General features: G+C 65.7%; 22 protein-coding genes. 7 read left to right on the forward strand and 15 right to left on the reverse strand.

The window, feature by feature from the left end:
• Positions 1-13: 13 nt before the first annotated feature.
• The 9 genes from ACH0AE_RS10095 to ACH0AE_RS10135 all read right to left on the reverse strand — a co-directional run bounded on the left by ACH0AE_RS10095 (position 14) and on the right by ACH0AE_RS10135 (position 8,550).
• Complete coding sequence (locus ACH0AE_RS10095) at positions 14-913, reverse strand: SDR family NAD(P)-dependent oxidoreductase (RefSeq protein ID WP_294441642.1); 900 nt, start codon at positions 911-913, stop codon at positions 14-16.
• A 99-nt stretch (positions 914-1,012) separates the two neighbouring features.
• A complete protein-coding gene (locus tag ACH0AE_RS10100; RefSeq protein WP_294441641.1) occupies positions 1,013-1,345 on the reverse strand; it encodes a hypothetical protein in 333 nt (110 codons plus the stop codon).
• Between the two features lie 126 nt (positions 1,346-1,471).
• Positions 1,472-2,164: a phosphate regulon transcriptional regulator PhoB gene (gene phoB, locus ACH0AE_RS10105; RefSeq protein WP_294441640.1), complete on the reverse strand. Its 693-nt coding sequence runs from the start codon at positions 2,162-2,164 to the stop codon at positions 1,472-1,474.
• A complete protein-coding gene (phoU, locus tag ACH0AE_RS10110; protein WP_294441639.1) occupies positions 2,164-2,847 on the reverse strand; it encodes a phosphate signaling complex protein PhoU in 684 nt (227 codons plus the stop codon). Before phoU ends, phoB begins: the two co-directional genes overlap by 1 nt.
• Before the next feature lie 11 nt (positions 2,848-2,858).
• Complete coding sequence (pstB, locus tag ACH0AE_RS10115; RefSeq protein ID WP_294441638.1) at positions 2,859-3,617, reverse strand: phosphate ABC transporter ATP-binding protein PstB; 759 nt, start codon at positions 3,615-3,617, stop codon at positions 2,859-2,861.
• Positions 3,614-4,864 carry a phosphate ABC transporter permease PstA gene (gene pstA, locus ACH0AE_RS10120; RefSeq protein ID WP_294441637.1) on the reverse strand — a complete coding sequence of 417 codons (1,251 nt, stop codon included), beginning with the start codon at positions 4,862-4,864 and terminating at the stop codon, positions 3,614-3,616. The genes pstB and pstA overlap by 4 nt, the downstream gene beginning before the upstream one ends.
• A complete protein-coding gene (gene pstC, locus ACH0AE_RS10125; RefSeq protein WP_406875717.1) occupies positions 4,857-6,233 on the reverse strand; it encodes a phosphate ABC transporter permease subunit PstC in 1,377 nt (458 codons plus the stop codon). Before pstC ends, pstA begins: the two co-directional genes overlap by 8 nt.
• Positions 6,230-7,279 (reverse strand): substrate-binding domain-containing protein, encoded by a 1,050-nt coding sequence (locus ACH0AE_RS10130; protein ID WP_406875718.1) that lies wholly within the window; start codon positions 7,277-7,279, stop codon positions 6,230-6,232. The genes pstC and ACH0AE_RS10130 overlap by 4 nt, the downstream gene beginning before the upstream one ends.
• A gap of 59 nt (positions 7,280-7,338) precedes the next feature.
• The gene (locus tag ACH0AE_RS10135; protein ID WP_294444401.1) at positions 7,339-8,550 is read right to left on the reverse strand and encodes an ATP-binding protein; all 1,212 of its coding nucleotides are present in this window, start codon (positions 8,548-8,550) and stop codon (positions 7,339-7,341) included.
• 212 nt (positions 8,551-8,762) lie between these two features.
• Between ACH0AE_RS10135 and ACH0AE_RS10140 the strand changes: the two genes are divergently transcribed.
• Genes ACH0AE_RS10140 through ACH0AE_RS10155 form a run of 4 tightly spaced genes read left to right on the forward strand, consistent with a single transcriptional unit; the run spans position 8,763 to position 11,302 of the window.
• A complete protein-coding gene (locus ACH0AE_RS10140) occupies positions 8,763-9,164 on the forward strand; it encodes a hypothetical protein (RefSeq protein WP_294444400.1) in 402 nt (133 codons plus the stop codon).
• A gap of 4 nt (positions 9,165-9,168) precedes the next feature.
• Positions 9,169-9,432, forward strand: a complete 264-nt coding sequence (locus tag ACH0AE_RS10145; protein WP_294444399.1) for an HPr-rel-A system PqqD family peptide chaperone — start codon at positions 9,169-9,171, stop codon at positions 9,430-9,432.
• Positions 9,429-10,277, forward strand: coding sequence for an HprK-related kinase A (locus ACH0AE_RS10150; RefSeq protein WP_294444398.1), 849 nt, complete (start codon positions 9,429-9,431; stop codon positions 10,275-10,277). The genes ACH0AE_RS10145 and ACH0AE_RS10150 overlap by 4 nt, the downstream gene beginning before the upstream one ends.
• Positions 10,274-11,302 carry a nucleotidyltransferase family protein gene (locus ACH0AE_RS10155; RefSeq protein ID WP_406875719.1) on the forward strand — a complete coding sequence of 343 codons (1,029 nt, stop codon included), beginning with the start codon at positions 10,274-10,276 and terminating at the stop codon, positions 11,300-11,302. The genes ACH0AE_RS10150 and ACH0AE_RS10155 overlap by 4 nt, the downstream gene beginning before the upstream one ends.
• Here ACH0AE_RS10155 and ACH0AE_RS10160 read toward each other — a convergent pair.
• Both ACH0AE_RS10160 and ACH0AE_RS10165 read right to left on the reverse strand, forming a co-directional pair.
• Positions 11,268-11,555, reverse strand: coding sequence for a hypothetical protein (locus ACH0AE_RS10160; RefSeq protein ID WP_294444397.1), 288 nt, complete (start codon positions 11,553-11,555; stop codon positions 11,268-11,270). The genes ACH0AE_RS10155 and ACH0AE_RS10160 overlap by 35 nt on opposite strands.
• Before the next feature lie 62 nt (positions 11,556-11,617).
• Positions 11,618-12,313 (reverse strand): HAD hydrolase-like protein, encoded by a 696-nt coding sequence (locus ACH0AE_RS10165; RefSeq protein WP_294444396.1) that lies wholly within the window; start codon positions 12,311-12,313, stop codon positions 11,618-11,620.
• A 60-nt stretch (positions 12,314-12,373) separates the two neighbouring features.
• On the opposite strand from ACH0AE_RS10165, the gene glmU reads away from it, so the two are divergent.
• Both glmU and glmS read left to right on the forward strand, forming a co-directional pair.
• Positions 12,374-13,729, forward strand: a complete 1,356-nt coding sequence (gene glmU / locus ACH0AE_RS10170) for a bifunctional UDP-N-acetylglucosamine diphosphorylase/glucosamine-1-phosphate N-acetyltransferase GlmU (protein ID WP_294444395.1) — start codon at positions 12,374-12,376, stop codon at positions 13,727-13,729.
• A complete protein-coding gene (gene glmS, locus ACH0AE_RS10175) occupies positions 13,729-15,546 on the forward strand; it encodes a glutamine--fructose-6-phosphate transaminase (isomerizing) (RefSeq protein ID WP_294444394.1) in 1,818 nt (605 codons plus the stop codon). Before glmU ends, glmS begins: the two co-directional genes overlap by 1 nt.
• A 99-nt stretch (positions 15,547-15,645) precedes the next feature.
• Here the strand turns inward: glmS and ACH0AE_RS10180 are convergent, their stop codons facing one another.
• Genes ACH0AE_RS10180 through ACH0AE_RS10195 form a run of 4 tightly spaced genes read right to left on the reverse strand, consistent with a single transcriptional unit; the run spans position 15,646 to position 19,089 of the window.
• Entirely contained in the window at positions 15,646-16,875 is a 1,230-nt protein-coding gene (locus tag ACH0AE_RS10180; RefSeq protein WP_294444393.1) for a M20 family metallopeptidase, read from the reverse strand.
• Between the two features lie 14 nt (positions 16,876-16,889).
• Entirely contained in the window at positions 16,890-17,897 is a 1,008-nt protein-coding gene (locus ACH0AE_RS10185) for an NAD(P)-dependent alcohol dehydrogenase (RefSeq protein WP_294444392.1), read from the reverse strand.
• Positions 17,894-18,553, reverse strand: a complete 660-nt coding sequence (locus tag ACH0AE_RS10190; protein ID WP_294444391.1) for a peptidylprolyl isomerase — start codon at positions 18,551-18,553, stop codon at positions 17,894-17,896. Before ACH0AE_RS10190 ends, ACH0AE_RS10185 begins: the two co-directional genes overlap by 4 nt.
• Positions 18,550-19,089, reverse strand: coding sequence for a homogentisate 1,2-dioxygenase (locus tag ACH0AE_RS10195; protein WP_294444390.1), 540 nt, complete (start codon positions 19,087-19,089; stop codon positions 18,550-18,552). The genes ACH0AE_RS10190 and ACH0AE_RS10195 overlap by 4 nt, the downstream gene beginning before the upstream one ends.
• 132 nt (positions 19,090-19,221) lie before the next feature.
• Here ACH0AE_RS10195 and ACH0AE_RS10200 point away from each other — a divergent pair, with 132 nt between their 5' ends.
• The gene (locus tag ACH0AE_RS10200) at positions 19,222-22,431 is read left to right on the forward strand and encodes a bifunctional cytochrome P450/NADPH--P450 reductase (protein ID WP_294444389.1); all 3,210 of its coding nucleotides are present in this window, start codon (positions 19,222-19,224) and stop codon (positions 22,429-22,431) included.
• The last annotated feature ends 12 nt before the right edge of the window (positions 22,432-22,443 follow it).

The following is a 22,443-nucleotide window of genomic DNA, read 5'->3' on the forward strand; positions in this document are numbered from 1 at the left end:
CCCCCGTGGCCGATCAGCCGCCCTGAAGCTTCTTGCCGATCATCATCGACTGGCCGGCGCCCGAATCCGGCACGATCTCGCCGGTCCGGTCGGTGATCTCGGACCAATGCTTCGCGATGCCCTCCGGCGACAGTTCTTCGCCGCTGAGCGCGACGCCCGGCGTCAGCGTGACATAGGCTGCCTGGAACACGCCGGCGCCAGCACCGACGATCTGGTTGGTCGGCGCATCCTCGCTGACGAGATAGAGTGCGGCCGGCACCACCTTCTCGGGCGAGAATGCCTGGAACAGCTGCTCAGGAAACAGATCTTCGGTCATGCGCGTGCCGGCGACCGGCGCGAGCGTGTTGACCTTGATGTTGTTCTTCGCGCCCTCGAGGTACAGCGATTTGGTGAAGCCGGCGAGGCCGAGCTTAGCCGCGCCATAGTTTGTCTGGCCGAAGTTGCCGTATAGACCGGTCGACGACGCGGTCATCAGGATGCGGCCGTAGTTCTGCTCGCGCATCGTGTCCCACACCGCCTTGGTGGCATAGGCCGAGCCGAGCAGGTGAACCTGCACGACGAAAGCGAAGTCCGCCGGATCCATCTTCGCGAACGACTTGTCGCGGAGCACGCCAGCGTTGTTGATCAGGACATGGACGCCGCCCCAGGCTTCCTTGGCCTTGGCAACCATCTCGACCATCTGCTCGTATTCGGTGACGCTGGCGCCATTGGCCATTGCCTCGCCGCCAGCAGCCTTGATCTCCTCGACTACCTTGTGGGCGGCATCAGATGCGCCGGTGCCGGTGCGATCGCCGCCGAGGTCGTTGACGACCACCTTCGCGCCGCGGCGTGCTAGTTCCAGTGCATATTCCCGGCCGAGCCCGCCGCCGGCACCAGTGACGATCGCAACCTTGTCATCGAAACGGATGGACATGGAAAAGGCGCTCCCTCGCGTGATTAGAAGCGCCTTCCCATACTCGACATTCAAACGGGTGCAACCGCCCGGTGTGTCAGGTCCACCGCAGTGGCGGTGTTACTTGCCGCCGCGCTGCATGCAGTTGTTGTACTGGCCCTTCTTGCAGATCGGGTAGCTCTTCATGGGCGGGGGTGGCGGGAATGCAACCGAGGGCGGCGGTGCGGGCTGGAATACGACGCGCGCCCCGGGCTGCGGGGTACCCTTCAGAGCCGGCTCGGCGGGCTCATAGCCGCCCATCGCCGGGCCGCCTTCTTCCTCGAAGCCGGGGGCGGTGGGACGCGGCGTTTCCTCGGATGCGATCGTGGCCTGTTCAGACGCCGGGGCCGGTTGGGTTTGCGCGAGTGCGGGAGCGGCAATGAGCGCCGCCGCGGCGAGAAGGAACGACTTCATGAGGAAATCTCCTGAAAAAGCTGACTTGCGTGCAAACGCAGCACAAGGAACGCACTTACAGGCTGAAGTATCCTTCGTTTCGAGTGCGATTCGACATCTACGTAGTCGGCCTATCCTTGAGTATGACTAGTGGCCGGCATCCAGCGCATATCCCGCAGACCGCACGGTTCGAATGATGTCTGGTCGTCCACCATCATTGATCGCCTTGCGAAGGCGCCGAATGTGCACATCGACGGTGCGACTTTCGATATCGCTGTCGTGCCCCCAGACGCTGTCGAGCAGGCGCTCGCGGGAGAAGACGTGGCCGGGATGCTCCAGGAAATGCTTGAGCAGGCGGAACTCGGTCGGGCCGAGCGGTATCACTTCGCCACCGCGGCGGACCTTGTGGCCGACAGTGTCCATCTCGAGGTCGGCGTAGCTCAGTGCTTCACCAGCAAGGCCAGGGCGAACGCGGCGCAGCACCGCGGATACGCGAGCGACGAGTTCGCGCGGGCTGAACGGCTTGGTAACGTAATCGTCCGCGCCGGTTTCCAGCCCGCGGATGCGATCCTCTTCCTCGCCGCGCGCGGTGAGCATGATGATCGGCACATTCGCCGTTTCAGGCGAGCGCCGCAGGCGGCGGCAGACCTCAATGCCCGAGAGCCCTTCCACCATCCAGTCGAGCAGGACGATGTCCGGCACCTTCTCCTTGGCGAGCAGCAGTGCCTCCTCGCCGTCGATGGTGTGCGCGACGTCAAAATCCTCGCGCTTGAAATGCCAGACGAGCAGTTCCGCGAGGGACGCATCGTCCTCGACCAGAAGCATGCGGGCGCGTGCCATCATTCCCCCTTTTCGCGATCGCCGAGTTGCGTCCCCGTCGCGGCGAAATAGACCATTTCAGCAACGTTCGTGGCGTGATCGCCGATGCGTTCGAGGTTCTTGGCCACGAACAGCAGATGGGCGACTTCGCTGATGGTCTTGGGATTCTCAACCATGTGGGTGACGAGCGTGCGGAAGATCGCGTCGTAGAAATCATCAAGCGCCCGGTCGCGCTCGCAGATCTCCACCGCTGCCTGTGCATCGCGCGCGGCGAAGGCGTTGAGAACGTCGTGGACCATTTCCGCCGCCATCCGGGCCATTGCCTGGATCACGGAGATCGGCTCGATGCGATGCTCGCTTTCAATCATCGGCACGCGCTTGGCGATGTTCTTGGCATAATCGCCGATACGCTCGAGCACGGCCGCGATCTTGAAGGCTGCGACGACTTCGCGAAGATCATTCGCCATCGGTGCGCGCAAGGCGATGACGCGAACCGCAAGCCGCTCCACCTCCGCCTCGATTGCATCGATCTGGGCATCCGCCTTGCGCACCTTCTTGGCGAGGTCGAGGTCGCTGCGCGCGAGCGCGAGCATCGCGCTTTCGATCGCTTCCTCCGCGAGGCCGCCCATCTGGCTGATCATCCCGCGCAGGCGGCGGATGTCATCGTCGAACGCCTTGACGGTATGTTCCTGTCCCGTCGGCATATCCTCTCCCCTCAGCCGTAACGGCCCGTGATATAGTCGGTGGTGCGCTGCTCGCGCGGGTTGGTGAAGATGTCGTTGGTGTCACCGTACTCCACCAGCTCGCCCAGGTGGAAGAAGGCCGTCTTCTGGCTGACGCGCGCGGCCTGCTGCATGTTGTGCGTGACAATTACGATGGCATAGCGGCCGCGCAGATCGTGGATCAGCTCCTCGATCCGGGCAGTGGCGATCGGATCGAGCGCGCTGCACGGCTCGTCCATCAGGATCACCTCGGGATCAACCGCGATGGCCCGTGCAATGCAGAGCCGTTGTTGCTGGCCGCCCGACAAAGCGGTGCCACTGTCGGACAGGCGGTCCTTCACTTCGGCCCAGAGGCCGGCGCGGGTGAGCGACTGCTCCACGATCTGATCGAGATCCGCCTTGTTGCGGGCGAGGCCATGAATGCGCGGCCCGTAGGCGACATTCTCATAGATCGACTTGGGAAACGGGTTCGGCTTCTGGAACACCATGCCCACGCGCGCGCGCAGCTGAACGACGTCCATGTCCTTTGAGTAGATGTCCTCGCCATCGAGTCGGATCTCGCCCTCCACGCGTGCATTGGCGACGGTGTCGTTCATGCGATTGAGGGTGCGCAGGAAGGTCGACTTGCCGCAGCCGGACGGGCCAATGAAGGCGGTTACGTCCTCCTGATCGATATCGATCGACACGTCCCTGATGGCTTGTTTCTCGCCATAGAAGACGCTGACGTGATGGGCCGTGATCTTTTGCGTCACCAGCGGGTCTCGAAGCGGTTGCGGAGGTAGATGGCAAGGCCGTTCATCGCGAGCAGCACGACGAGCAGCACGATGATGGCGGCAGAGGTCTTTTCTACGAAGCCGCGGGCGACTTCGTCCGACCAGAGGAAAATCTGGACCGGAAGAACGGTGGCTGGATCGGTGAGGCCGCTCGGCGGCGCGGCGATGAACGCGCGCATGCCGATCATCAGCAATGGTGCCGTCTCGCCGAGTGCGCGCGCCATGCCGATGATCGTGCCGGTGAGGATCCCGGGAAGGGCGAGCGGCAGGACGTGGTGGAAGACGACCTGGACTGGGCTCGCGCCAATGCCCAGCGCTGCGTCACGGATCGACGGCGGCACTGCCTTGATCGCGTTGCGCCCGGCGATGACGATGACTGGCATGGTCATCAACGCCAGCGTCAGGCCACCGACGATCGGCGCCGAGCGTGGCAGTCCGAGCGTGCCAAGAAATACCGCCAAGCCAAGCAGGCCGAAGATGATCGAGGGCACTGCTGCAAGATTGTTGATCGAGACCTCGATGAGGTCCGTCCACCGGTTCTTTGGTGCATATTCCTCAAGATAGAGGGCGGATAGGACGCCGATCGGGAAGGCGAGCGCCAGCGTGACGAACATCGTCAGCAGCGAGCCCTTCAGCGCGCCCCAGATGCCGACGCGGGTCGGATCCGTCGAATCCGCGCCGGTGAAGAAGCCGCGGTTGAGGCCGAGCGACAGACGGTTGCCCAGCGCGGCGACAATCCGCTCGGCAGCGGGCGGGCCATCACCCTTGTATGCCATGTCGATTTCAGTCGAAACCGGCACCTCGATCAGGGCGGAGCGGCGGAGCAGCGAGGGATCGGCCTTTACGGCGTCGCGCACCCTCAGCCATGCACCCTCAGACAGGAGCGCCGCACCGCCTTCCGGCCCGTAAGCGGCGCCGGCGGCGCTATCGACCACTGATTCAAGGCCCGCACCGGCCAGAGCCAGATCGGCGCGATCGCCACGCAACTGCTCGGGCGTGACGGCGAGGTTCGCCCTCGCGAAATCGATCGGTAGCGCGAGACGGGTTTCGGTGAAGCCTGCCGCGCCCTGCGCCACCATGGTGATGATCAGGAAGGCGAGGAACCCGGCCGACAGCAAGATTGCGCCAAGACCCAGGAGGCGAAAGCGTCGTTCGGCAGCGTATCGGCGCGCGATGCGACGCCGCATCGCTTCCGTGCGCCAATCGGTGGGCGCGCGCTCAGTCATAAGCTTCCCGATATCTTTTCACGACCATCAGCGCGACGATGTTGAGGAGGAGCGTGACGACGAACAGCGTGAGGCCGAGCGCAAAGGCCGCGAGCGTCTTCGCGCTGTCGAATTCTGCTTCGCCGGTGAGGAGATCGACGATCTGCTTGGTCACCGTCGTGGTGCTGGCGAAGGGATTGAGCGTCAGCGCAGCGACGCCGGATGCCGCCATCACGACGATCATCGTCTCGCCGATCGCGCGACTGACGGCGAGAAGCACGCCGCCGACGATCCCTGGGAGGGCGGCAGGAACGAGAACCTTGCGGATCGTTTCCGAGGGCGTGGCACCCATCGCCAGACTGCCATCCCGCATCGCATTGGGCACGGCGGCGAGCGAATCGTCTGCCATGGAGGAGACGAAGGGAATGATCATCACGCCCATGACGAGCCCGGCTGCAAGTGCGCTTTCGCTGCTGGCCCACGTGATGCCGATCGCCACGGCGAAGTCGCGAACTGCCGGCGCCACCGTCAGCGCTGCGAAATAGCCGTAGACCACCGTAGGAACGCCGGCGAGGATTTCCAGCAGCGGCTTCATCCAGCGGCGGGTGCGCGGCTTGGCATATTGCGTCAGGTAGATGGCGCTCATCAGCCCGAACGGGATCGCCACGATCATCGCGATGATCGCGCCGATGAAGAAGGTGCCCCAGAAGAGGGGCAGCGCGCCGAGGCTCGCACCCGGATCGCGCGCGTCGATGACCTGCGGCGACCAATGGGTGCCGAACAGGAAATCGGTAATCGGCACGATCGAGAAGAAGCGCGCACTTTCAAAGACCAGGCTGGCGACGATACCGACAGTCGTGAGGATCGCGATCAGCGACGCCGCCAGCAGCGCGATCATCACGATCCGTTCGACGTGGGTGCGGGCGGCGAATTGCGGGCGTACGCGAAGATAGGCGAAGGCGAAGCCGGCGAACGCAAGCGTCGCGGCCAGCGCAGTCGCGATCCAGTTGAAGCGCGCCTGCGCGGCGGCATAGGCGGGGGCCAGCACTTCAGAGAGATCGTGGAAGGCTCCGAAAGCCTGGCCACGCGCGAGGTTCCGCGCTTCCGACAGGATGGCGGCGCGTTCGAAGCCTTGGGCCGGCAGCGCCGCCGCCGCAGGCGTTGCGATGACGGCATCGGTCACCAGCGCCGGCGACGTGAATGACCAGATGGAGAGGAACGCCACCGGGGGGATGATCGTCCACAACGCGACGTACCAGCCATAATGGCCGGGCAGGGCCGTGAAGCGTCCCGATGTCGAGCCTCGGAAGGCGGCCGCGCGGGCACGCGCCATGAACCAGGCAATCAACCCGAACGCAGCGACCACGAAGAACAGGGCGCCGACGCTCATGACAGTTCACGTCCGTCGAGCGGCATTTCCTTGTGAACGACCTCGGCCGCATGAGCCTGCACGGCCGTCGGCGCGGCGATCAGACCGCGCCGGGCGAGGGGGCCGCCTTCGCCCCAGAGCTTCGCATATTGCTTCAGGTACTGACGCAAGCCGGGGACCGCATCGAGATGCGCCTTCTTCACATAAAGGTAGAGCGGGCGGGCGCCGGGGTAGCTGCCGTCAGCAATGGTCGCATCACTCGGCGTGACGCCCGAGATCGGCACGCCGTCCACCGAGCCCGCATTTTCCTCGAGATACGAATAGCCGAAGATGCCGATCGCGTTGGGGTTGGCCGTCAGCTTCTGAACGATGAGATTATCGTTCTCCCCGGCGTCGATATAGGCGCCGTCCTCGCGCACGCGCTGGCAGCGCTTCTTGAACGCGTCCTCGTCGTGCGCCTTCATCGCCTTTGCTGCGGGATCCACTTCCTCGCAGCCCTTTGCGAGGATCAGTTCCGCCAGGGCATCGCGCGTTCCGCTGGTTGAAGGCGGTCCGTAGACCTGGATCGGCGTTGCCGGCAGCGCCGGGTTCACGTCGCGCCAAGTGCGCGCGGTGTTGGGGCGGCCGTTGGGATTGGCAGCAAGCGCCCGGTAGAGATCAGCGGGTGTGAGCGGCATCTTTGGGCCGTTCTTGGCCTCCGCAAAGGCGACGCCGTCGATACCGACCTGGATTTCCAGAATGTCTCCCGCACCGTTGCGCGCGCAGGTATCGAATTCACTGCGCTTCATCCGGCGCGAGGCATTTTCTATGTCCGGATAAGCCGCACCGATCCCTCCGCAGAACAGCTTCATCCCGGCGCCTGTACCGGTCGATTCGATCACAGGGGGACGAGCGTCGGGGTTATTGGCAAGGAACTGCTCGGCAACGATCGTGGTGAAGGGATAGACCGTGGAGGAGCCAACCGCCCGGATCTGATCGCGTGCGCCCGCCCCGCCGCTCGCCTGGTCATGACAGGCGGCGACCAGTGCGAGCATCACGATCGGCATGACGGCGCGAATCATTGGCATCCCGAAATCCGTCGCTCCAGCCGCGACCGGGCGGCCTGTGTGACACGTGCGTTACGGCTTCATGACAACGTCTCTGCTGCAGCCGGGGCGCGTAGGGTAACTGCGACGCGCGTGCCTTCGCCAAGACGGCTGGATATCTCCAGCCGGCCGCGATGCCGCTCCGCGATGTGCTTGACGATGGCGAGACCGAGCCCGGTTCCGCCGATGGAGCGGCTGCGGCCCGGATCGACGCGGTAGAAGCGCTCCGTGAGCCGCGGCAGGTGCTCCGGAGGGATCCCTTCCCCTTGGTCGGCCACGACGAGGCGCACGGTACCTTTTTCGCGAGTGAGCGAGACACGGATCGGTGTGCCTGGGCGGCCATATTTCATCGCGTTACCGATGAGGTTGTGGAGCAATTGCGATAATTGTGACGCATCACCGAGCACCGGCACGTAGGCGCCCGGCTCATATTCGAGGATGATGTCGCGACCGCGGCCGTTGTGCGCATCCGCCAGTTCCGCTTGGGTCTTGTCGACGAGGTCCGCGAGATTGATCACCTCTGCGGGCGTTCGGAACTTCTCCGCCTCGATACGAGAAAGGCTCATGAGGTCATCGACCAGCCGATCCATGCGGCGGGCTTCGTCGAGAACGATTTTGAGGAAACGGGCGCGCAGGGCAGGATCCTCCCCGGCCTCGTCCGACAGGGTTTCCACATAGCCGAGGATCGAGGCGAGCGGGGTGCGCAGTTCATGGCTGGCATTGGCCACGAAGTCGACCCGCATGCGCTCCGCGGCATGACTGCCGCTGCGATCGGCAAGATGGACGAGCCGGCGCCCGTCGCCGATCGCGGCGACGCGCATGTCCCACCGCTGATCGGGCGACCCGAGCCCCGCGAGCGCAACGGGATCGGTATCGCTCGCCCCGCCGAGTACTGCGGCGGCTGCGGGATGACGGATGGCCGTACGCGCATCCTCGCCGATGATATGGTCGCCGAGAAGTTCGCGCGCGGCGCGGTTGGCGGCGAGGATGCGGGGGCCTCCGAGCACGAGCACCGGCTCCGCGAGTGCGTCCAGGACCAGATCGGGCTCGCCGGCAGATGCCGTATCAACGGGCGCGAAGGCTGCTTTTTCTTCCGTGGCTTCGCGCGCCGTGGTGGCGAGTACAGCTGCGGTGCCACCTACCAGCGTCAGTCCGGCAGCATCAAAGCCAGCTCCGGTAGCGGCGATGATCCCGGCCGTGAGGATCACGATGCCGAGCGCGAGCCAACCGCGAGGAGAAACGATCTCAGCCATGGTCGCCTGTCAGTTACCTCCCTGCCGCCGGTACGCGGCCCAAGAGTGTAGCGCATTCCTAGTCGGCTGATACATGGTTGCATCAGGAGCGGCAGTTGGGACTTGCCCCTATGCCTCACGCAAGATCATCGTCCCGCGATGAAACGACGCTCCGAGCGGCGCTTGTTCCACCGTTAGGATTATGGAAGGGCGTCTTGGTGGAAAAGCGTCCGATGAGCGAACCGATCGACCCGGATCAGCCGGCCCAGCCGCAGCGGCGCCGCGCCTTGCGCCTTGGTGCCGCGGGCGCGGTGGCAGTGGTGTCGATCCGGCCGGCGATGGCCCAGGCCTACGGCTCGGTGCTGACGTGTGAGATTCCCGTGCCCGACCCGCGCCAGACCGGCGGCTTCATCAATCGCGACGGCAAGGTTGTGCCCGCTGGAACTGCCGGCGCCTACGCGCCGCCTGCACGCCCGCTGAAGGGCGAGGACGTGCGACGCGCATTGGCGACCGGGGGCAATTTGCCCGGCGTCGACTACGAGCGCAGCCGGGCCTACCTCAAATACGTTCAGAACCTGCGCAGCGGATCGACCGGCTTCACCTGCTTCGCGTCGCTGCAGATGCCGCGGAGGTAAGTGGGTGGACGCGACGCGCTATCGCGCGCCGCCGGCCGACGGCCTTGCGATCGTGCCGCTCGATGATCTGGTAGCGGTCTTCCATCGCGCGTCGGGCATCACTCATCTCGTCACATCTCCCGCGCCGGAATTGCTGGATGCGCTGGCGGATCGCTGGCTCACGCTTGATGATCTCGAAACCGAGTTCGAGCTCGTGGGCGGCGATCGGGGCAGTCTGATCGCAGCGTTGGATGAGTTGGCGGTCGCCGGGCTGCTTGAATGGCGATGAGGCATGTTTTTACCGTCCGGGTCGGGCCGATCGGCTTTCGTGTCGGATCCGAGTGGCGCACACCAATCGAACAGCTGAACGCGTTGTATAGCGACTACCCTCCTTTGGAGGGGGTTTCGGATTTTACCGTGCGGCTGGAGCCTGTCCGGCCGTGGCGACGCTGGGTGCGGCCTGCCGTCAGCATCGCGGGGGACTATGCGATTCCGGATGCCGCTCCGCTGCCACTGGCGCAGGGGCTGCTCGCAGCGGAGATGGCGATGAACCTGCAGATGGCGCTGGGGCAACGAAGATTTCTGCTGCTGCACGCGGCCGCGGCAGAGCGCGACGGCCGCGCGATCATCATGACGGGAGAGTCGGGGGCGGGGAAGTCGACGCTCGTCGCCTTGCTGCAGCGGCGCGGCTGGCGGCTGATGGCGGACGAGTTCGTGCTGGTCGACCCATCGACTGGCCTGGTCGTTCCTTTTCCCCGTCCCATCAGCATGAAGAACGCAGCGATCGCGGTAGCGGCAGCTGCGCTGCCGGGTGCCCGGTTCGGCCCGCTGCTTTACGGCACGCCAAAGGGGGACATCCGACACCTCGTACCCAACCACGCAGCTCTGGCCGCGATGGATGAGGCCGCCGAGCCTGCGCTGCTCCTCTTCCCCCGCTTCGGCCTGCCGGCGGAGCAGCGACCGGTCGGCGCGGGCGAAGCATTCGTGCGGTTGACGCAAGCATCGACCAACTATGTCGGGCTGGGGGAGGCGGGGTTTACGGCACTCACGCGGCTGGTGAACGGCGTTACGCGCATGGCGATCGACTATCCCGAGGCGGACACTGCGGCTGCATTGATCGAGGCCATGTGGTGAGCCCGGCCCGCGAACTCGTTAGGTTACTGGTTGCGCCGGCCGAAGCGGAGCAACTCAGCGATCGCGAATGGACCGGTGTTCTTGCAGTCGCGCGGGCGGAGCAGTTGATGGGCTCGCTAGCCTGTCGTCTGTCGGGCCTTTCACTGCCGGGCCGGGTAGCAAGCATCCTGGCAGAGGCGCGCGCGACCGCGCTGGAGGGACGCCGCCAGGCGCTGTGGGAAGCGGAAGTCGCGCGCCGCGCGCTGGTGGGCATCGCTGAGCCACTTATCCTCCTCAAAGGCACTGCTTTCGTCGCCGCGGGGCTGGACGCGGGGCAGGGCCGCTCGATCGGTGACCTGGACATCCTGGTGCCGCGGCAGGCGCTAAACCGGGTTGAGGATGCGCTTCTGGCGCATGGCTGGATGTGGGTGAAGCCGGACCCCTATGACGACGAATATTACCGGCGCTGGATGCACGAGCTGCCGCCACTCATCCATCCGGAACGGGACCGGATGATCGACGTGCATCACACGATCCTGCCGCTGACCGCTCGAATCTCACCCGATGCTGGCAAGCTGATCGAGGACGCAGTGCCGCTCGGCGGCGGTTTCGCCATGCTCTCGCCAGAGGATATGGTGGTGCACGCTGCGCTTCACCTGCTGGCCGACGGCGACCTGAGCGGGGGCTTGCGCAACCTGTGGGACATCGACCGGCTGCTGCGCGAGTTTGGCGAAGCTGAGGATAGCTTCTGGCTGAAACTTGCCGCGCGTGCTGCCGAACATGGAGCGGATCAACCCGTGGCGCGCGCCGCGCGGTTGAGCCATGCCCTATTCGCGACGCCAGTGCCGGACCCGTGGCGCAGGCAAACCGCCCTGGACCGGATCTTCGTTCGCCGGCTGCTGGCGCGGGATGGCTGGGGGCGCAGTACGCGTCGAGCGACGCGTCTGGCCTTCTACGTCCGGTCGCACTGGATGCGGATGCCCCCTGCGCTGCTCGCCCGTCACCTTTGGATCAAATGGCGGCGCGGCGGCCCCGGACCAGCCTGACGACGAGCAGCATCCCGACAATCACGACGGTGTCAGCCACCCAGTCCATGATGTCACAATCACGGTGAAGCGCCGGGATCGACTGAACCACTTCGATCATGGCGCCAAGGAAGGAGAGCCGCTCGCCAATGCGCAGCAGCTCGGCCTCCGGATAGGCCATGACCGAGAGGATCGTGAGCACGCCGAACGCCAGCATGTGGCGGAACTTGTCGCTGTCGATCGGAACGGACGGTGGGTTTGGCAGGACCGCCATGGTCACCGCTCCGAGGAGAGCCACGATCAAGAGGATGCGCCATGGCAAGCGCCTTTTGCCCGTCACTGGCTCGGCCCCCTCGATACGCTTCCGAGCCGCTCCAGCGTGGGCACCAGTTCATCGAAGTGGTCGATGATCGCTTCGGCGCCCAGTTCCTCCACCGGCTGCATAAGGAAGCCGAAGCGGCAGGCGATCGCCGGAACGCCAGCGGCGTGAGCGGCGGCGATGTCGAAGATCGAGTCGCCGACAAATGCTGCGCGGCCACCGCCCGATCGCTCGATCATCGCCTGGATCGGCACCGGAGAGGGCTTGGAGTTGCCCGGTCCCATTGTGTCGCCGCCAATCACGCACGCAAGCCGATCCAGCAGGCCGGCGCCGCGCAGGACTTCGATGGCGAACGCTTCAATCTTGTTGGTAACCACGGCAACCTTCGCGCCGCGTGCTTCGATCGAATCAAGGGCCGCTATTGCGCCCGGAAACGGAACGGTGTGGATGGATAGATGTTCGGCATAATAGTCGAGCAGAACACGGTGAAGGCGCTCGAGTAGCACCTCATCGCTGCCGCCGGTCGCCGCGAGTCCGTGCGACAGCATCATTCGGGCACCGCCACCGATCATCGGCTTGATTGCTGCCACCTCGAGCGGGGGACGGCCGTTTTGTGCCAGAGCGTAATTGACGGCCGCGGCGAGGTCCCCGCTGGTGTCGAGAAGGGTTCCGTCGAGGTCAAAGCCGACGACGTCGAAAGGAAACTGCTGCATCGCGGCGAGCGGTGACGAGTTGCTATGGAATTGGCAAGCGTCCGGTGGCAGAGGCGCGTGATGACGGGTCGACCATTAGCCGCCATCGTCCTTGCTGCCGGCAAGGGCACGCGGATGAAATCCGATTTGCACAAGGTGCTCCACCCGCTCGCCGGGCGTCCCATGCTGTTGCATTTGCTCGACAGCGTCGCGTCGCTCAAGCCGACGCACAATGTGGTGGTGGTCGGTGCCGGCCGGGACCAGGTGGAAGCTGCGGTCAAGCCTCTTGGCGTGGTAGTGGCGCATCAGGCAGAGCAACTCGGCACCGGGCATGCCGTGCTGCAGGCGAAGCATGCGCTGGCTGGGTTCGGTGGCGACGTGCTGATCCTCTATGGTGACGTACCGCTGGTAACGGCGGCGACGATGCGGCGCATGATCGAGCGGCTGCATGCGGCGGATTCTCCGGCAGCCGTGGTGCTCGGCTTTCGGCCCTCTGATCCAGGTGCCTATGGCCGCGTGATTGCCGATGCCTCAGGGCGGATCGATCGTATGGTCGAGTTCAAGGACGCATCCGCAGAAGAGCGCTTGGTGACGCTCTGCAACTCGGGGCTGATGGCCGTGCGAGGCGAGGAGCTATTCGCGCTGCTCGAACGGGTCGGCAACGACAATGCAGCGGGGGAATATTATTTGCCGGATATCGTCATGCTGGCAGCGGCTGACGGACGTGCTTCCGCGGTGATCGAAACGGGGGCGGATGAAGTTGCCGGCATCAACAGCCGGGGCGAACTCGCCGAGGTGGAACTGGCCTGGCAGGAACGCCGCCGCCGCCAGGCGATGGCGGACGGGGTTACCCTCGTCGCGCCGGACACCGTATGGTTCAGCCATGATACTACCCTCGGCCGCGACGTCACGATCGAGCCCAATGTCGTGTTCGGTTCCGGTGTAACCGTCGCTGACAAGGTCACGATCCACGCCTTCAGTCACCTCGAAGGAGCAGAGGTTGGCGAGGGAGCATCCGTCGGTCCGTACGCTAGGCTGCGCCCCGGCGCTGTGATGGGAGCCGGTTCTCGGGTAGGCAATTTCGTCGAGATGAAAAAGGCGGTGCTCGGCCCGGGTGCGAAGGCGAACCATCTCACCTATCTTGGGGACGCGGAGATCGGGGCGGGCGCGAACATCGGGGCTGGCACGATCACGTGCAACTATGATGGCTTCTTCAAATATCAGACGAGGATCGGCGCTGGCGCCTTCATCGGGTCGAACTCCGCGCTGGTGGCGCCCGTGTCGATCGGCGATGGGGCGATCGTGGCGGCAGGGTCGACGGTGACGTCCAACGTGGAGGCCGATGCGTTGGCGCTCGTCCGTCCGCCGCAAACGGCGAAACCAGGTTGGGCGAAGAACTTCAGGGACATCATGCGCGCACGAAAGGATGCACGTTAATGTGCGGAATTGTGGGGATTTTGGGCAAGGAGCCGGTTGCTGACCGGCTGCTAGATGGACTGAAGCGGCTTGAATATCGCGGCTATGATTCTGCCGGTATCTGCACTGTCCACGATGGCGACTTCGATCGTCGCCGCGCGCCGGGCAAACTGAAGAACCTCGTGCAGCGACTGGCGGAAGCGCCGCTGCCGGGCGACAGCGGAATCGCGCATACGCGCTGGGCCACACATGGCGCGCCGACTGTTGACAATGCGCACCCGCACATCGTGGGCGACGTGGTGATCGTCCACAATGGGATCATCGAGAACTTCAAGCCGTTGCGTGATGAGCTGATCGCCGAAGGGCGTGAGTTCAAAAGCCAGACCGATACCGAAGTCGTGGCGCATCTGGTCGCGCGCGAGATCGAGCGAGGGGCGGAGCCGCGCGCGGCGCTGGCGGCGGTGCTGCCGCGCCTGCATGGCGCCTTTGCGCTGGGCGTGATGGTGCGCACCCATCCCGATCTCCTGTTGGGCGCGCGCCTCGGTGCGCCGCTGACGGTTGGCTACGGCGACGGAGAGAGTTTTCTTGGATCCGATGCCCTCGCGCTTGCTCCGCTGACGCAACGCATCGCCTATCTGGAAGAGGGCGATTGGGTCGCGATCACGCGCGAGGAGGTCGAGATCTATGATCGTGACAACCAGCGGGTCGAGCGGCCGATCGTGAATTCCGGCGCGTCCGGCCAGCTGATCGACAAGGGCAATCACCGTCACTTCATGCAGAAGGAGATTTACGAGCAGCCGGTGGTGGTGGCGCAGACGCTGCGTTCGTATCTCCGTCCGCTCGAGGCGCAGGTCGCGCTGCCTGACATGGAATTCGACCTTTCGACCGTTGAGCGCGTGGTGATCGTTGCGTGCGGCACCGCCAGCTATGTCGGCATGATCGGTAAGTATTGGGTCGAAAGCATGGCTCGCCTGCCGGTCGAGGTCGATGTGGCGAGCGAGTATCGCTATCGCGATCCGGTTCTGCTCCCGAACACGCTGGGCATCGTCATCTCACAGTCGGGCGAGACGGCGGACACGCTGGCAGCGCTTCGCCACATGAAAGCGGGCGGGGTGACCACCGCCGGCATCATCAACGTGCCGACAAGCTCGATGGCGCGTGAGGTGGACCTGCTGCTTTCGACTCATGCCGGACCGGAGATCGGCGTTGCCTCAACCAAGGCTTTTACGTGTCAGCTCGCCGTAATGGCGGCGCTGGCGACGAACCTCGCGCGGGCGAAGGGGCGGCTCGGCAATGAGGCTGAGGTCGTCGAGCATCTGCAGCAGGTGCCTGAGGCCATGAGCCTCGCACTCGCGCACGACGAGGAGATCGAGGCGATGGCGCCGAAGATCGCGGCGGCGCGCGACGTGCTGTATCTTGGCCGTGGCCCTGAGTTTCCGCTGGCGCTGGAAGGCGCATTGAAGCTGAAGGAAATCAGCTACATCCACGCTGAAGGTTACGCGTCGGGCGAGATGAAGCACGGGCCGATCGCGCTGATTGATGATCAGGTGCCGCTGATCGTGATCGCGCCCTCGGGACCGCTGTTCGACAAGACCGTCAGCAACATGCAGGAGGCGCAGGCGCGCGGTGCGCAGGTCGTGCTGATCTCCGACGCCGAGGGTATTGCGCAGGCCGGCGAGAACACGATCGCAACGATCGAGATGCCAAATGTGCATCCACTCATCGCCCCGCTGGTCTATGCGGTGCCGGTGCAGCTGCTCGCCTATCACGTGGCGGTTGCCAAGGGAACGGACGTCGATCAGCCGCGCAATTTGGCAAAATCCGTGACCGTTGAGTGATTTAAAGGACGTCGTTGAATGGCGGGCGGAGGGTTCGGTCTCCGCCCGACCTACTGATCCTGCCGCCACTCTCCTCGAGAGAGGAGAGGCCTCGCAGGCTTAGTCGAAGCCACGCTCCAGGAAGCGTTCGGCCAAGGTGCAGTGCATGGCAATGCCCTTTGCCATCACTGCTTCCTCGATTGTCATGCGCGTGTTGTGCAGCGGCGGGTTGGTGCGCGGATCGCTCCCCTCAGCTGCTACGCCGACGAACGCCATCGCGCCGGGGACTTCTCGCAGGACGTAAGAGAAATCCTCGCCGCCCATCATGGGCGCCGGCATGTGCGACCATCCCTGTTCCCCCGAGAGCGTACCGGCGACGTCGCGCATCATCGCGGTGGCGCGCGGATCGCAGAAGGTAACGGGATAGCCTTCGTCAATCTCGACATCGGCAGTGCAGCCATGGGCGGACGCGATGTCCGTGACGATCTGACGGAAGGCCGCGCGGGCCTTTTCGCGCGTGTGTTCGGACAGCGTACGCAGCGTCCCCATCAGCTTCACCTCATCCGGGATGATGTTGTGGCTGCTGCCGGCGTGGAACTGCGTCATCGTGAGAACTGCGGGATCCGCAACCGGGATGCGGCGGGCGACGAAGGTCTGGAGGGCAGTGACGATCTCGCAGGCTACCGGGATGGGGTCGATCGCATCGTGCGGCATGGCGGCGTGACCGCCCTTGCCGCGGATCGTCGCCAGAACCGTGTCGGTCGAGGCGAGCAGGGGTCCTTCGCGGCCGACGAACACGCCGGCAGGCGCGTTGGGTGAAATGTGAAGCGCGAACGCCGCCTCGGGCCGGGCGATGTCGAGCAGGCCGTCCTCGATCATGTGGCGGGCGCCGTGGTGCCCCTCTTCGCCGGGCTGGAACATGAAGACGATCGTGCCGGGGATCTGGTCCTTGCGCGCGCACAGCGCTCGCGCCGCGCCGGCGAGCATGGCGGAATGCGCGTCGTGGCCGCAGGCGTGCATCGCGCCGGGGATCGTTGAGGCGAAGTCGAGGCCCGTTTCCTCCGTCATCGGCAGCGCGTCCATGTCGCCCCGCAGGAGCACGGTGCGCATGTTGCTGCCCGCAGCACCCGTGCGCTCGCCGCGCAGGATCGCGACGAAGCCGGTCGTCGACGTGCTGTCGTGGATCTCCAGCGGCAGCCCGGCGAGCGCGGCCTTCAGCTTGGCGGTCGTCTTCGGGCAGTCGTTTCCGATTTCCGGCTCGGCATGGATCGCGCGGCGGAGCGCGATCGTGTCGGCGAGCTCGGCCGCGCCCGCGGCGGTCCAGTCGGTGCGGGTGAGGGGGGCGTTCATGCTCGATCCTTCGCTTACCAGGAGACCGCAATCTTGCCGAAATGTGCGGCGCTTTCCTCATAGCGGAAGGCGTCGGCGAGTTCCTCCAGTGCGAAGGTACGGTCGATGACGGGGCGGATCGCGGCAGCTTCCAGTGCGCGGACGAACTCCTCCTGCTCCTGCCGGCTGCCGACGATGAGGCCCTGGAGCCGGGCCTGCTTTGCCATCAATGCTGCGGTAGGGACTTCGCCCGCGATTCCGGTGAGGACACCGATCAGTGCGATGTGGCCGCCGATCCGGACCGCCTCGATCGACTGCGCGAGCGTGCCCGGGCCGCCGACCTCGATGACGATGTCGACGCCGCGGCCGCCAGTGAGATCCCGTACCGCGCGGCCCCATTTCGGCTGCTCGCTATAATTGATGCAATGAGTGGCGCCCAAGTCCTTGGCACGGGTCAATTTCTCGTCCGAGGAGGAGGTGGCGATCACTTCGCAACCCATCGCACGCGCGATCTGCAGCGCGTAGATCGACACGCCGCCTGTGCCGAGCACGAGGACGGTGTCGCCGGCCTTCAGCCCACCGTCGACGACGAGGGCGCGCCAGGCCGTCAGGCCGGCAGTGGTGATCGCCGCGGCTTCGGCGTGGCTCCAGCCGGCGGGGGCGCGGGTGAAGGCAGTGGCGGGAAGGATCGCGACTTCGCGGGCGAACCCATCGATGCCGTCACCCGGCACGCGGCGGAAATCACCGACGCGCGGCGGGCCGGCTTGCCAGTCCGGGAAGAAGCAGGACACGACATGATCACCGACGGCGAAGTCCGTGACGCCGTCACCGATCGCCTGCACCACGCCAGCCCCGTCGGCCAGCGGGATGCGGCCGTCGGCGGTCGGCGACATGCCGGAGCAAACCAGATAATCGTGGAAATTCAGCGAGCTGCCGTGCAAGGCTACACGGATTTCTCCAGCGCCGGGCTGGCCGGGATCAGGGCGATCCGAGAGAACGAGCTTGTCGAGGCCGCCGGGTGCGGTGAGCGTGACTGCTCTCACTTTGCGGTCTCCGAAGCGAGAGCGGGGGCGCGGCGGGCGGTTTTTACCGGTACCGTGGGTTCGAGCATCTGGCCCTTCATAATTCCTTCTCCCTTGGTGGGCGAGGTCGGCAAATCCATGATGCGACGGACGACATCCATGCCCTCGACCACGCGGCCGAACACGGCATAGCCCGGGTTGCTGCCATCAGCGTCCATCGCGGGGGTGTTGCCGACGATGATGAAGAAATCGCCGCGCGCCGTTCCGGGTTCCGCCATCGCCATGGAAATCGCGCCATCTACGTGGCTTAGGCCGGTCTTTGAGGTCGGCTCATGAGCAATGGGTGGGAGCGTTCGCTTGGGATCGTTCTGGGTGCCGAACTGGATGAAGCCATAGCCCGGTGCGACTTTCACGGTGCGGTAAAAGACCGTTCCGTCGAGGCGTTTGCCATCGACATATTTCAGGAAATTGGCAGCGGTGATGGGCGCCTTTTCGGTCTCGATCGCGAGGACGATCGGCCCCTGAGCCGTGGAAATCAGTACATTCGTGGTGGCTGCCTGGTCCGCTTTCGGTGCGGACTGGGCGACGTTGGTTGGGGTTTGGGCGGCACTGGTATCGCTTTGTACAGCGATGGGAGCGGTCAGAAGCAGGCCGAGGAGAGTGAGCGTCTGGATCATGCGAGCCTTGCCACGAGGAGGGTGATGCTGTCGGCTTCAGCGCCGGACAGCTGAAGGGTGTAATTGCCTGGCGCGAGTTTGAAATCGACCATCTTGCGCACGCCGCTGCACTTCGGACCATGGGCGTGCGCGACGGACGCTAGCGACTTGCCGGCGTGCAGCACGTCGATCCATGCCTTGCCGCTTAGCGCGATGCGATAGGTGCCGGGGGTCGCCACTGCGAAGGCGAGCGTGCCGCCGGCGCCAGCGGGGTTCTTCGGCGCGGGTGAGAGCGCGAGGTGGCGGCCCGGGTGGAGCGACACGAGCGCACCCTGGCCGACCGCGATCGTCGCGCCCTCGCCGGGCTTCACCCCGGCGCTGACCGGTACCTGCTGCGACCAGCCGGCGAGTTCGGGCGGAAAGGCGACACGCACGTTGGCGCAGGCGGGGTCGGTGGCGGAATCCTTGGTGTGGGCCGGAGACTGGCTCTGGGCGTCGGTCTGGGCCGCCAGCGGGGCGGCGAGGAGCAGCGAGGCGAAGGCAAGCGCGACACGCATAGAGGAGTGATCCTTTCGCCCGACCCTAGGCCAAAGCGGCCGACAAATGAAGCGTCCAGCCTTCCGCCACGGCAACTTGCGTGCCCGTTGTAGCTATGATTGGAGGCCGCCCCGCAGCACAGGAGCAATGCGATGGCGACGAACGCGACCGAGCCCAGAGAGGCGCGGACCCCGATCCCCGCGCCACCCGGCCTGCCGGTGGTGGGGCATCTGCACCAGATCGCGCGGGCAGGGCTGATCGGCCACCTGCTGCAAGTCGGCCGTGACTTCCCCGAGGGCATCTTCAAGCTGCGCTTCGGCAGCCGCGTGTCGCTGTTCGTGACGAACCCGGACCTCGCCGCCGAGCTTTCGGACGAGACGCGTTTCCGCAAGATGCCGGGGCCGGCCCTGCGCGTGGTGCGCAAGTTCGCCGGCGACGGGCTGTTCACCGCGTTCAGCGAGGAGCCCAATTGGGGCAAGGCGCACCGCATCCTGCTGCCCGCGTTCAGCCAGCGTGCGATGCGCGGCTATTTCGACATGATCGTCGAGGTGTGTGACCAGCTGGTCGCCAAGTGGGAGCGCGCCGCCGGTACCGACGTGTTGGTGGCCGACGACATGACCCGGCTGACGCTGGATTCGATCGCGATCGCCGGCTTCGGCCACCGCTTCAACTCGTTCGAGCGGGAGGAACTCGACAGTTTCCTGCTGGCGCTTGGCCGCGCGCTGACCGAGGCGCTATCGACGATCACGCGGCTGCCGATCCAGAACCGCTTCGCCAAGAAGGCGAAGGCGCAATATGAAGCGGACATCGAGGAGATGAACGCGCTGGTCGACGGCATCATCGCCGACAGGAGGGTAAACCCCACCGACGGCCGCGACCTGCTGAACCTGATGCTGACCGCGGTCGACCCGGAGACGGGCGAGCGGCTGGACGACGTCAACATCCGATACCAGGTGCTGACCTTCCTGATCGCCGGGCACGAGACGACCAGCGGCATGCTGACGTTCGCCTTCGCCTATCTGCTGCGAAATCCGGCGGTGCTCGCGCAGGCCTATGCCGAGGTGGACCGGGTGATGCCGGGCGACGTGCGGCCGGATTACAGCCATGTCGCCAAGCTGGAGGTGATCGAGCGGATCCTGAAGGAGGCGCTGCGGCTGTGGCCGACGGCACCGGCCTTCAGCGTCGCGCCGTTCGAGGACGAGATGATCGGCGGCAAGTGGCTGATGCGCAAGGACCGGCCGGTGAACGTGTTCGTGCCGGGGCTGCATCGTTTCCCCGGCGCCTGGCCGGACCCTGAGAGCTTCGACATCGACCGCTGGCTGCCGGAGAACGAGGCGGCGCGGCATCCGCATGCGTACAAGCCGTTCGGCAATGGCGAGCGCGCATGTATCGGGCGGCAATTCGCGATGGTGGAAGCGAAGATCGCCATGGCGATGCTGCTGCGGCGCTTCGCGATCGGCGATCCGCATTCGTACAAGCTGGCGATCAAGGAAACGCTGTCGATCAAGCCGGACGATTTCTGGATGCGCATCCGGCTGCGCCAGCCGCACGAGCGGCTGCAACTGGCGAGCGCGGCCCCGTCACCGGCGAACGACGACGCGATCGGTTCCGTCGCGGGGACGGGACAGCAGTTTGCGGTGCTCTACGGTTCGTCGCTGGGCACCGCGCGAGACATCGCGGAGGAGATCGCCGAGCGCGCGCGGCTGGATGGGTTCGACGTGACCGTCCGATCGATGGATGAAAGCTTCAAGGGCGGGGCAGCGCCGCAGGACAAGGTGATCGTGATTGTCACCGCGACCTATAACGGCCGCGCACCCGACAGTGCGGTGGAGGTGGAGCGGGCGCTGGACGCCGGCCTGTTCGATGATGCCGACTGGAGCGGTGCGCGTGTCGCGGTGCTTGGCATCGGCAACAGCCAATGGCCGAACTACCAGTTCTTCCCGAAGCGGATCGCGGAGGCGGTCGAGAAAGCCGGGGCGACGATCCTGGTGCCGCGCGCGGAGGCAGACGGGCAGGGCGACTTCGACGGCGCGGTGAGCGGCTTCGTGCGTGACCTGTGGCAGGCGCTGGGCAGCCAAAGCGGGCCGAGCGACAGCGCCGCCTCCCTCTCGTTGACGCTGGTTGATGCGGCGGACACGCGGGCGCAGGCGCTTCCCGAACATGCCCAGCGGCTGGCGATCGTCAGCAACGAGGAGCTGGTGCGCCCGGCCGACGGGCTGTGGGATTTTTCGCACGAGCCGCCGCGCCCGTCGACCCGGCTGATCCGGGTGCGCCTGCCGGCGGGGCAGGTGTATCACACCGGCGATCATATCGCGGTCTATGCCCGCAACCGCCCCGAACTGGTGATGCGCGCGATCGACCGGCTGGGGCTGGACGGCGCGCGGCAGGTGCGGTTGGACGGCAACGGCGGGCGCTTCAAGCATCTGCCGCTTGGCGAGACGGTGACGGTGGCGCAGCTGCTGACCGATTTCGTCGAGCTTTCCGATCCCTTGCCCAGGCGCGCGCTGGCGCAGGTGGCGGCGCAGACGCGCTGCCCGGATACCAAGCGCAAGCTGGCGGCGATCGAGGCGGACTATGATGCGGCGGTGGCGGAGAAGCGGCTGACGCTGATCGACCTCCTCGAAGCGCATCCCGCGGCGGAGCTGTCGTTCGAGAGCCTGGTCGAGCTTTCCGCGCCGATCGCGCCGCGCTTCTATTCGATCGCGTCCTCGCCGCTGGTCGATCCGCAGGTGGCGGACCTGATCGTCGGAACGATGGCGGCGCCTGCGTGGTCAGGGCTGGGCGAGCATCGCGGCTTTGCCTCCAGCTACATGGGATCGGTGGCGCCGGGCGATCATGTGTTCGGTTATGTCCGCCGGCCCAACCCGCCGTTCGCGCCCCCGGCCGACCCGATGGTGCCGATGATCCTGATCGGGCCGGGCACTGGCTTCGCGCCGCTGCGCGGCTTCCTGCAGGAGCGCGAGGCAAAGCAGGCGGCGGGCGCGGAGGTGGCGACGAGCCTGTTGTTCTTCGGCTGCCGCCATCCCGAGCATGACTGGTTCTGCCGCGAGGACATGGAGCGCTGGGATGCGGCGGGCGTGGCCGAGCTGTTCACCGCCTTCTCCGCGGTGCCGACGCATCCGTGGCAGTTCGTGCAGGACGCGCTGTGGGCCGAACAGGAGCGAGTGTGGGCGGCGCTGCAGGCGGGTGCCTCCATCTATCTGTGCGGTGACGGCAAGTTCATGGCGCCGGCGGTGCGCGACACGCTGATCCGCATCCAGATGCAGCAGGCGGGCGGTGAACATGCGCAAGGCTCGGCGTGGCTGGAGGAGATGATCGCCGCCGGGCGCTTCCACCAGGATGTGTTCGGCTTCGGCAAGTGAGGTGCGGCCTCT

Origin of the sequence: Sphingomonas sp. 179-A 2A2 NHS (assembly GCF_045371305.1) — a bacterium.
Classification (GTDB): Bacteria; Pseudomonadota; Alphaproteobacteria; order Sphingomonadales; family Sphingomonadaceae; genus Sphingomonas.

What these genes read in the sequence shown, in the direction of transcription:
- ACH0AE_RS10195 (WP_294444390.1), bottom strand. Translation starts at nt 19,089, where the DNA reads ATGCGTGTCGCGCTTGCCTTCGCCTCGCTGCTCCTCGCCGCCCCGCTG.
- pstC (WP_406875717.1), bottom strand. Translation starts at nt 6,233, where the DNA reads ATGAGCGTCGGCGCCCTGTTCTTCGTGGTCGCTGCGTTCGGGTTGATT.
- glmU (WP_294444395.1), top strand. Translation starts at nt 12,374, where the DNA reads ATGACGGGTCGACCATTAGCCGCCATCGTCCTTGCTGCCGGCAAGGGC.
- ACH0AE_RS10130 (WP_406875718.1), bottom strand. Translation starts at nt 7,279, where the DNA reads ATGCCAATGATTCGCGCCGTCATGCCGATCGTGATGCTCGCACTGGTC.
- glmS (WP_294444394.1), top strand. Translation starts at nt 13,729, where the DNA reads ATGTGCGGAATTGTGGGGATTTTGGGCAAGGAGCCGGTTGCTGACCGG.
- ACH0AE_RS10100 (WP_294441641.1), bottom strand. Translation starts at nt 1,345, where the DNA reads ATGAAGTCGTTCCTTCTCGCCGCGGCGGCGCTCATTGCCGCTCCCGCA.
- ACH0AE_RS10150 (WP_294444398.1), top strand. Translation starts at nt 9,429, where the DNA reads ATGAGGCATGTTTTTACCGTCCGGGTCGGGCCGATCGGCTTTCGTGTC.
- ACH0AE_RS10180 (WP_294444393.1), bottom strand. Translation starts at nt 16,875, where the DNA reads ATGAACGCCCCCCTCACCCGCACCGACTGGACCGCCGCGGGCGCGGCC.
- ACH0AE_RS10190 (WP_294444391.1), bottom strand. Translation starts at nt 18,553, where the DNA reads ATGATCCAGACGCTCACTCTCCTCGGCCTGCTTCTGACCGCTCCCATC.
- phoU (WP_294441639.1), bottom strand. Translation starts at nt 2,847, where the DNA reads ATGCCGACGGGACAGGAACATACCGTCAAGGCGTTCGACGATGACATC.
- ACH0AE_RS10160 (WP_294444397.1), bottom strand. Translation starts at nt 11,555, where the DNA reads ATGGCGGTCCTGCCAAACCCACCGTCCGTTCCGATCGACAGCGACAAG.
- phoB (WP_294441640.1), bottom strand. Translation starts at nt 2,164, where the DNA reads ATGGCACGCGCCCGCATGCTTCTGGTCGAGGACGATGCGTCCCTCGCG.
- ACH0AE_RS10165 (WP_294444396.1), bottom strand. Translation starts at nt 12,313, where the DNA reads ATGCAGCAGTTTCCTTTCGACGTCGTCGGCTTTGACCTCGACGGAACC.
- ACH0AE_RS10200 (WP_294444389.1), top strand. Translation starts at nt 19,222, where the DNA reads ATGGCGACGAACGCGACCGAGCCCAGAGAGGCGCGGACCCCGATCCCC.
- ACH0AE_RS10095 (WP_294441642.1), bottom strand. Translation starts at nt 913, where the DNA reads ATGTCCATCCGTTTCGATGACAAGGTTGCGATCGTCACTGGTGCCGGC.
- ACH0AE_RS10135 (WP_294444401.1), bottom strand. Translation starts at nt 8,550, where the DNA reads ATGGCTGAGATCGTTTCTCCTCGCGGTTGGCTCGCGCTCGGCATCGTG.
- ACH0AE_RS10140 (WP_294444400.1), top strand. Translation starts at nt 8,763, where the DNA reads ATGAGCGAACCGATCGACCCGGATCAGCCGGCCCAGCCGCAGCGGCGC.
- pstA (WP_294441637.1), bottom strand. Translation starts at nt 4,864, where the DNA reads ATGACTGAGCGCGCGCCCACCGATTGGCGCACGGAAGCGATGCGGCGT.